Origin of the sequence: Hyphomonas sp., from assembly GCF_013823385.1 — a bacterium.
Taxonomy (GTDB): Bacteria; Pseudomonadota; Alphaproteobacteria; order Caulobacterales; family Hyphomonadaceae; genus Hyphomonas.
This window is the reverse complement of the sequence record NZ_PNMA01000059.1, coordinates 1-7,935: the sequence shown is the minus strand read 5'-3', so window position 1 is coordinate 7,935 and position 7,935 is coordinate 1. Positions and strand designations below refer to the sequence as shown.

The window sequence follows — 7,935 nt, the reverse complement described above, 5'->3', positions numbered from 1 at the left end:
TTGAGCAGATCGGTGATCGTCGGCGTCGTGACCGTGAATACCAGAGCCTTGACGCCGGGCTGATCGACCCAGTCGGCCTCCAGCTCATAGACGCCATTGCCCTTGGGCTTGGCCTCGGCCTTGTGCTTGCCGTCAGCCTCGACCACGATCTTGGCACCTTCGACCGGTTCGTTGGTGACTGGCGCGTCGAGATAGATGGTCAATTTGTGCCCTTCGGCCGTGGCCACCAGCTCGATGTCGGGCGTGACGCTCTCGATACGAGGAATTTCTGCCGTGGCCTGGGCCGCTCCACCGCCGCCATGGTCGTGACCGGGGCCGGCGATCGCCGCTGCGGTCGACGCAACGAGAGCGAACAACAAGATGAAGGTGCGTGTCATGGCTCGATACCTTGAGCTTGATTGATTTCGGATTGGGCACGCTCGACGGCGATCCGCGCAAGCGCTCTGGAATTGGCGGCGTCGAACATCTGGACGCGGGCGCGTATCAGCTCGCTGAGCGAAGTCTGCCCGGCCTGCTGCGATTTCTCGATCAGCACCACGGCCGCCGACAGCTGGGTGTGCCGCTTCTCCAGCGCTGCGAGTTGCTTCTTCGCGCCGTCGAGCTTGGCACGCGCCTTTGCGACATCGTTCTTGAGACTCCGCTCGGCCGCTTCCAGCTCCGCCCTCGCAGCAATGATCGCTCCATCAGCAGCGGCCCGCTTCGGAGCGTTGACGGCATCGTACGCGAACGGGATCCTTACCCGTGCGCCGATCTGCGTGTTGTAGGCTTCGTCACGATCACCGCGGTCCGTCTTGGTCGTTAACGCGAACTCGGGCCGGTCCCGGTCGATGACCTCGACCAGGTGACGCTCGGATTCGGCCTTGGTGACGGCAGCCGACAATGCGATCACCGTCGGATGCGTGGCTGAGCGCCTGTTCGTCTCCTCGGAAAAGCTAGCTGGTGGCCGCAGACCCGTCCTGCCGTTGAACTGGACCAGCGCCTCGTTTAACTCGCCGCGCCGCGCGGCCACGGTGGCCTCGGCGTCGCTCAGCTCAGCTTCGGCGATCAGCGCATCCACCTCTCCAGCCTGTCCAGCACTCACGCGCCGGCGCGTATCGGCCGCGAGAGTTCGCGCGATCGCAAGGCGCCGCTCGGCGAGAGCCAGCTTCTCCCGCGCTTCGGCGAACTCCCAGTAGGCGTCGCGCACGATCTTGGCGATCTCCATGCGCTTCCTGGCAAGCTCGGCTTCCAGGGCCAGCAGCGCATGGTCAGCGGCATGGGCCGTGGCACCACGTTCGCCGGGCAACCAGATCGGGAACGCCGCCTCGGTCGCGACCTCGCGCGCGCCCCGCTGGGTCGTCAAGGTGTCGGATTCGCTACTGACCGAGATCGACCAGCCGCCAGGCAAGAGCGCGCCCGCTGCGTCGCGCTTGACGGCCTGCTCCGGCATCCGGGCCAGCAGTCCCTTGATCTCGGCGCTGCGCTCGACGGCAGCCTCGAACGGACTAGTGAGTGAAGAAGCGTCGGCGGTCGTGGCAAGTGCTGCAATAGCTGCAATTGTGACGAGCCAAGCGCCCGAAGTCTTTCGGTTCATGCCCGATTATCCCTGATCATGACGACGAGGGACGCGGCTCGCGCCGCATCCCCAGCGATCAAGCAGGGATTCGGGGGGGTCTCAGGAGGGAAAAGCGCACGCCGATGTGCCGCGCGGCGTCGTCAAAGGCACAGAAAATCCGGTGTGCCGAGCCGTCTACGATTCCGGGTCGAATATACGCCGGCAAGAAATGCGACGCCCCTGCACACGAGCAGCAGCCGCAGTCGGGGCAGAATTGATGATCTTGTCCCGGACCGTGGTCGTGAGATCCGTGCCCAGCGTGGTTGTGGGCGCCAGCGGTGTGTGCGTGCACCATCACCGGCGCATCGGAGCGTTGCGCGTTGAACGCAATGCCCACCGCGTCTGAGGCTCCAAGGCTTAGCAAATGGGCGCTCGGCTCATAGGCAACCGCACGCGAACTCGTCCACGCAGCCATAACGGCCACGAGGAAAACAGCGAGCAGCGATGCAAAAGCCCTGAAGCGCATGCTCCACAAGTCGATTGATTTCTGCGCCATGTCAAGGGTGGCGCTCATCAAGGATCAATCGCCGTGCGCGAACGCGGTGATGGTGTGGCCTGCCGGCCAGATGACTTGGGCAATCTATGGGGCAGTCCGAATCGACCAAAAAGGCGTCAGGACCTCTTAGGTGTTAACTTGGTGTCATCCAGCAGCTGACCCGCCGGCACTTTCAGCCCCTTGGCGATCTTGTCGAGGATGACCACGGTCGGGTTCCTCACGCCGCGCTCGATGCCGCTGATGTAGGTCCGGTGAAGGCCGCAGTGGTCGGCAAAGCTCTCCTGCGAGAAGCCTTGCTCCTCCCGCAGTTTCTTCAGGTTCAGCCCTAGCCGGCGGCGCACGTCCATCGGCTAAGGGTTTCGACACCTCAGTCGATCAATCTACAGACGATGAGTCTCATTTCTCTGGACTTCACAGCCGAAGGAAGCGATCTGGCGTTCCCGGCAGTGATACTTATGAGTCTCATCCATGAACCAGACCACTCCGATTGCCCCCGAGGCCGTCCGCTACATCAAACTCGGTGCCGGCGGCAGCTTCGCCCGCTCAAGCCTCGACCACGGTGAGCTTCAGCTCGGCTATCATGAGGTGCCGCACGATCTCTGCGCCGCAGGCGACTGGGACGGCGTGCTCGGCTACTTCACGGGCATCCGGCGGACCGCTGGCAAGGCAAAAGACTCCATGCGCGAGGTCCAGGATTTCTACACGCTCGGGTCCGACTGCCTCTGGATCACGTTTGCCGACGGGCTCTTGTGGTGGGGCTTCGCGGAGGCGAGCGTGACCTGGCTCGGAACCGATCACAACCGCTCGGCCTCCCGAACGCGGCGCATGATCGGCGGCTGGCGCTGCACCGACATCCTGGGCGCGCCGCTGCGCATGAATGATCTCACGACGCGGCTGACCCAGGTCGCCAACTACCGCGGCACGATCTGCGCCGTCCGTGCCAAGGACTACCTGCTCCGCAAGATTAATGCCGTGGAGGAGCCGATCGTCGCGGTCGCGACCTCGGCGCGGGCGGCGATGCTCACGTCGGCAAGACAGATGATCGCCGAGCTGCACTGGGCCGATTTCGAGATCATGGTCGACCTGATCTTCGCCCGTGGCGGCTGGCAGCGCACCTCGGTGCTCGGCGGCACGATGGCGGATATCGACCTCCTGATCGAGCAGCCGACCATCGGCGAGGTGGCGTCGGTCCAGGTCAAGTCTCGCGCAAGCCAAGCGGTTCTGGACGAGCACATGAGCTATTTTGCGGCGAGCGGCCTCACCCGGACGTTCTTCGTCTGCCACTCACCCGACGGGTCGCTCTCGACGGGCGGCGCCTCGGGCCTGCACCTTTGGACCGGCGAGCACCTTGCCGACGTCGCGGTCAAGTCCGGCCTCTTCGAGTGGCTCATGGATCGCGTCGGGTGAGCGATCGGGCGGAATTCGAATCGCGGTAGGCTCTCGCATGGACTTCATGCCGCTCACGACCCTGGAACTTTTGCGCGCTCACGGCGCCATCCTGGATGAATTGCGGCGTCGAGAGATCCTGCGCAGTGCCAACAGCCCGATCAGCGACTATGCCGAGGCGCTGTTCTGTCGAGCTTTCGGCTGGACCCGGGAGGGGAACTCGACGTCTGGTTTCGATGCCAGGGACCGCACCGGCCTGCGTTATCAGATCAAGGCCCGGCGCCTAGGCAGCAGCCCGGGCTCTCGTCAACTGAGCGCCATCCGCAATCTTGCCGGCGATCCGTTCGACCAGCTCGCCGCCGTGCTGTTCGCGCCTGATTTCTCGGTCCACCGGGCGGCACTGATCCCGATCGACGTCGTCAAGCCGCGGGTGCGGCGCTCGTCGCATACGAACAGCGACGTGCTCCACCTCCGCGATGACGTCTGGTTGGCCCCCAGCGTCGTCGATGTGACCCAGGCCTTGCGCGAGACTGCTCCTGCGCTGTGACCTGCGATCGAGATTGTCGGGCTATTCCGCAGCCTCCGGCTCATCAGGCGGGTCGTCTTTCGGGGTGTAGCGCGCCTCCCACTCTTCCTCGGTCAAGACCTCGGGCACGACCAGATAGCCGACAGGGTGCTCCGGAGGAGCTGGCCGTGAGTATCGCTCCATGTAGCTCGTGTAGAGCGTCGCGGCTGCGTTTTGGCCGGCGATCGCCATCTGTTTCATCGTCATCACGACGATCTCCAGCGTCTTGAAGCGCACGCGCGCGCCCTTCGGCTGACCGGCGAGCCGCTGCGTCTCGCCGAGCACGCGCGCGGCAATTGCGCTCTGTCCACGGTCCTTCCGCGGGCGGCCGGCCGGATTGCCCGACTGCCCTCTCTTGAACCGAGCCGCCCGCGGCGGTCGGCCGTAGCCGACGGCACCGTCGTCATCGTCCCTATTTGCCGCCATTGAAGCACCTCTTGAGCCGGTCAAAGCTGATCACCTTGAGCAGCGCGAACATGATCGGAACGATCGATGACCGGCGCTGCTCGGCATAGGCGGCGTCGTCGAAGATCTGCGCCTCGATCTCCTCGGGCAGGTCTTTTGGGATGACGAATACGCCGCCGTTCTGAGGCGCCGGAGGCCTCTCGATCACTTTGTGCTTCTCCGCCTCGTCGAGCACGAGCTTGATCGACGGCACGTTCCGCCCGACGATGGCCTTGTGGACATGCTGGCGCAGCATCGCCTCGTAGGGGTCGATCGGCTTGCTCTCGCCGTTCTGCTTGATGCGAACCGGCGCTTCGAGCGCGGCACGGATGTCGATCCGGCCGCCGGACCCTGAGGGGCTGCGCCGCCGCGGCTTCTGATCGCCACGGTCCTCGGCGTCGTCTTCATCATCTCGGTCGGTCATGCCGGCACCTCCTCGACGGCCTCAGGTGCCGCCTCGGCTGTGCGCTCGGCCGCGACCTCGGCGAAGGTCTGCCCTGTCGCCGCCAGCACCGGCTCGAGCTTCGTGACCTTCGCCAGGCGCTTGAGGATCACGTCGCAGTAGAGAGGATCCAGCTCGATGCCGAAGCCGCGGCGGCCGGTCTTGTGGGCGGCGACCAGCGTGGTGCCCGATCCGGCGAAGGCATCGAGGACGATGCCCTTCCGATGCGAGCAGTCGAGGGTGGCGTCGGCGACCAGCGCCACCGGCTTGACGGTCGGGTGCATGGCAAGGTCGTCATCGCGCGTAGCGCTGAAGGCGTTTGCGCCCGCATAGGACCAGAGGTTGGTCCGATAGCGTCCATGCCGGCCCAGCTCGACATTGTTGATGTGAGGCGCGGTGCCGGCCTTGAACACGAAGACAAGCTCGTGCTGTGAGCGATAGAGCGAACCCATGCCGCCGTTGCTCTTCGCCCAGACGCAAACGTTCTTCAACTCGGTGTAGCGACCGCGCGCCGCCGCATGTACCTCGCCGAGATGGCGCCAGTCCATGCAGACGAAGTGGATCGCGCCGTCAGCCGAGGCATCGACGAGGTTGGCGAAGACCTTGCTGAGAAAACCGGTGAACTCAGTCTCCGACATCTCGCCCGAGGCCATCGCGAACTCGCGATGCCGAGCCGCGCCGAGGCCCGAGACATGGCCGTCGATCTTCACGTTGTAGGGCGGGTCGGTGAAGATCATCTGCGCGGACTCGCCTTCGAGCAGCCGCGCATAGGTCTCAGGCGCAGTCGCGTCGCCGCAGATCAAGCGATGCGGGCCGACTTGCCAGACATCGCCGAGGCACGTGACGGCAGGGCCCTCGATCGCGGGCACCTCATCGGCCGGATCGGCCTTGGCCGGCTTGGCCTCGAGTTCATCGATTAGCACGTCGATCTCGGGCAGCTCGAATCCGGTCGCCGTGATGTCAAAATCGACTTCGATCGACATGAGGTGCTGCAGCTCGATGGCCAGGATCTCGCGGTCCCAGCCGGCTTTCTCGGCAAGCTTGTTGTCGGCGAGGATGTAGGCCCGCTTCTTGGCCTCGGTCAGATGCTCAAGCCTGATGGTCGGCACCGTCGCGAGGCCGAGCAGCTTCGCCGCCTCGACGCGACCGTGGCCGGCGACGATGCCGCCGTCCTTGTCGATCAGCACGGGGTTGTTGAACCCAAACGCCCTAATGCTGGCCGCGATTTCGGCGATCTGCTTGGGGGAGTGCGTCCGCGCGTTGAGGGCGTAGGGCTTGAGGTCGCCGGGCGGGCGATGCTCGATCGTGAGCGATTTGGACATGGGTTGAACCTCCGTTGTTGAGTCCAACCCTCCTTATGAAGAGACTGCAGGCCCACGGCATCCAGATGAAATCGGGCGATTTCCCGCGGACGCGGGAGGGCCGGGCTACCGGCGTTGCGCGTAGGCGATGTCCTGGATCCGGCGCCATGAAACGTTGAGGCCGGACCTTCGCTGCGCCATGCGTGCCGCCCGCTCGCTCGGCGGGCCCTGCCACCATTCTGCAGTTCGAACGGCGCTCCACCCCTTCAATCCGGACCGCGTCTTGCGCGCCGTCAGCCATCGCTCGTAGCGCTCGAACCGAGACGAGATCAGAAGGTTCCGAAGCGCAACCGTGGAGCTTTGCGCGGTGCGCCCGCGTCCCCGCTGCTTGCGCACCTCACCCTCGAGGCGCCGCATCAGATAGTCGATGAAGGCATCGGGGATCGGCTCCCGGGCGTTGTCGCGTAGAGCCCCGATCAGGATGTCTGTTTCAATCCAGGCGGCCGGATTCCGCGCGACGACATCCGTGATGCCGCGAACGGTCCCGCGGTCCAGTAACGGACCGTAGATCCTGCGCACCTCATCGCGATCCATGTGCTCCTCCATGTCGGTAGGTTGAAGGAGCAAGTCTCATGCCGCCGGACCGTCAAATACTTGCCTGACGATAACAGGCATTGAGCTGTCCCTGATAACTCCGCCGGGGGCCCTGAACCGGCCGCAAGGCTCACTGTTCGGCCCGCAAAATTCGCTGTTACTTTTGCGACCTTGAGTCACAATATCGCACTGATATAACGGACGAAAATAGGATTTTTTGGCCGTTTTCAAGCCCAGAAGCGCCAATTTTTCCCTGATACCGAGACCAGTTCGCGCTGGACTGCGTCCCCAGCCACACAACTCGTTGAAATCGCATATTTTTCTCGTTATCCGCACTCTGCGGAATTGCGCCGACGTGTCCGCGGGTTATGGCCCCCAACATCGCAGCAGAGCCGATCAGAGACGGCGAACACCGCCGTTTCGGGCGCTGCGTGCGCAAACGTCTCAAGTGGCGTCAATCGGGGCGGGCGGACCCGGAACTCTTCGCGAACCGTGGGGCGGTTTTGGTCAGGCGAGACCCAGGAAGGCGCGCTGGCCCGGCCAGTCGAGCGGCAGATCCTGAGATGTTCGCAGCAACCGCTTCACGCTCAGTTCGGGCGGTTGCCGGCCGGCCAGGATGGCTGCAATGATGTCGGGCGCCAGATAAGATAGGCGCGTGAGCGCCGTCAGCCGGCCCTTGCTCTTCGTCGTGCGCTCCGTGATCTCGTTGAGCGTCTCGTCGGTGTCGGCAAGAAGCTTCTGCTGGGCGGCGACGGCCTCCTTCAGAACGTTGACCAAGCTTGCGTCGCTGGCGGCTTGATGCGGGTCCCCGACGACCATGCGCTTGCCCTGTCCGGACCGCCGCAGCTCCGCGGCGACCGACAGATCGACTGTCGAGCCGGCGTCATGCACAGATGCGGTCGACGCACCGAGCGCGTGCGCCAGTCGGTCTGCTCCGATCGTGACGTCAATCCGATCGGCCAGCAACGTCACCCGGGCCACGATGCTCCGCAGTAGCTCCTTCATCGCCTCGGGCGGGATCCCGATCCAGTTGCGGCTGAGTTCCGCTGCGCGTTCCAGCGCGCCATGGAGCGCGCGCGCATCGAGTTCCAGCGGAGCAAGACCATTGCTGAC

The 7,935-nt window shown here is 64.6% G+C and carries 8 protein-coding genes and 2 pseudogenes; 2 read left to right on the top strand and 8 right to left on the bottom strand.

The features are described from left to right. From C0456_RS18905 to C0456_RS18895, 3 genes and pseudogenes are all read right to left on the bottom strand, one after another. Positions 1-377: pseudogene (locus tag C0456_RS18905) on the bottom strand (RND transporter); the annotation flags it as partial. Next, the gene (locus C0456_RS18900) at positions 374-1,573 is read right to left on the bottom strand and encodes a TolC family protein (protein ID WP_291055612.1); all 1,200 of its coding nucleotides are present in this window, start codon (positions 1,571-1,573) and stop codon (positions 374-376) included. The pseudogene C0456_RS18905 and the gene C0456_RS18900, both read right to left, overlap by 4 nt. A gap of 633 nt (positions 1,574-2,206) precedes the next feature. Beyond that, positions 2,207-2,437: a helix-turn-helix transcriptional regulator gene (locus C0456_RS18895; RefSeq protein WP_291055609.1), complete on the bottom strand. Its 231-nt coding sequence runs from the start codon at positions 2,435-2,437 to the stop codon at positions 2,207-2,209. A gap of 121 nt (positions 2,438-2,558) precedes the next feature. Here C0456_RS18895 and C0456_RS18890 point away from each other — a divergent pair, with 121 nt between their 5' ends. Next, complete coding sequence (locus C0456_RS18890; RefSeq protein WP_291055606.1) at positions 2,559-3,497, top strand: restriction endonuclease; 939 nt, start codon at positions 2,559-2,561, stop codon at positions 3,495-3,497. Between the two features lie 37 nt (positions 3,498-3,534). Beyond that, entirely contained in the window at positions 3,535-4,023 is a 489-nt protein-coding gene (locus C0456_RS18885; protein ID WP_291055603.1) for a hypothetical protein, read from the top strand. Positions 4,024-4,044: 21 nt separating this feature from the next. Here the strand turns inward: C0456_RS18885 and C0456_RS18880 are convergent, their stop codons facing one another. The 5 genes and pseudogenes from C0456_RS18880 to C0456_RS18860 form a co-directional block, all read right to left on the bottom strand. Further along, positions 4,045-4,467, bottom strand: coding sequence for a DUF5681 domain-containing protein (locus C0456_RS18880; RefSeq protein ID WP_291055600.1), 423 nt, complete (start codon positions 4,465-4,467; stop codon positions 4,045-4,047). Beyond that, a complete protein-coding gene (locus tag C0456_RS18875) occupies positions 4,454-4,909 on the bottom strand; it encodes a hypothetical protein (RefSeq protein WP_291055595.1) in 456 nt (151 codons plus the stop codon). The genes C0456_RS18880 and C0456_RS18875 overlap by 14 nt, the downstream gene beginning before the upstream one ends. Next, the gene (locus tag C0456_RS18870; protein ID WP_291055592.1) at positions 4,906-6,249 is read right to left on the bottom strand and encodes a DNA methyltransferase; all 1,344 of its coding nucleotides are present in this window, start codon (positions 6,247-6,249) and stop codon (positions 4,906-4,908) included. The genes C0456_RS18875 and C0456_RS18870 overlap by 4 nt, the downstream gene beginning before the upstream one ends. 105 nt (positions 6,250-6,354) lie before the next feature. Next, positions 6,355-6,822, bottom strand: a complete 468-nt coding sequence (locus tag C0456_RS18865; RefSeq protein WP_291055589.1) for a hypothetical protein — start codon at positions 6,820-6,822, stop codon at positions 6,355-6,357. Positions 6,823-7,329: 507 nt separating this feature from the next. Next, positions 7,330-7,935 (bottom strand): annotated as a pseudogene (locus tag C0456_RS18860) (recombinase family protein); the annotation flags it as partial.

Excerpts from the sequence above, each read along its gene's own strand:
- C0456_RS18895 (WP_291055609.1), bottom strand. The coding sequence starts at position 2,437 with ATGGACGTGCGCCGCCGGCTAGGGCTGAACCTGAAGAAACTGCGGGAG.
- C0456_RS18885 (WP_291055603.1), top strand. The coding sequence starts at position 3,535 with ATGGACTTCATGCCGCTCACGACCCTGGAACTTTTGCGCGCTCACGGC.
- C0456_RS18900 (WP_291055612.1), bottom strand. The coding sequence starts at position 1,573 with ATGAACCGAAAGACTTCGGGCGCTTGGCTCGTCACAATTGCAGCTATT.
- C0456_RS18865 (WP_291055589.1), bottom strand. The coding sequence starts at position 6,822 with ATGGATCGCGATGAGGTGCGCAGGATCTACGGTCCGTTACTGGACCGC.
- C0456_RS18880 (WP_291055600.1), bottom strand. The coding sequence starts at position 4,467 with ATGGCGGCAAATAGGGACGATGACGACGGTGCCGTCGGCTACGGCCGA.
- C0456_RS18890 (WP_291055606.1), top strand. The coding sequence starts at position 2,559 with ATGAACCAGACCACTCCGATTGCCCCCGAGGCCGTCCGCTACATCAAA.
- C0456_RS18870 (WP_291055592.1), bottom strand. The coding sequence starts at position 6,249 with ATGTCCAAATCGCTCACGATCGAGCATCGCCCGCCCGGCGACCTCAAG.
- C0456_RS18875 (WP_291055595.1), bottom strand. The coding sequence starts at position 4,909 with ATGACCGACCGAGATGATGAAGACGACGCCGAGGACCGTGGCGATCAG.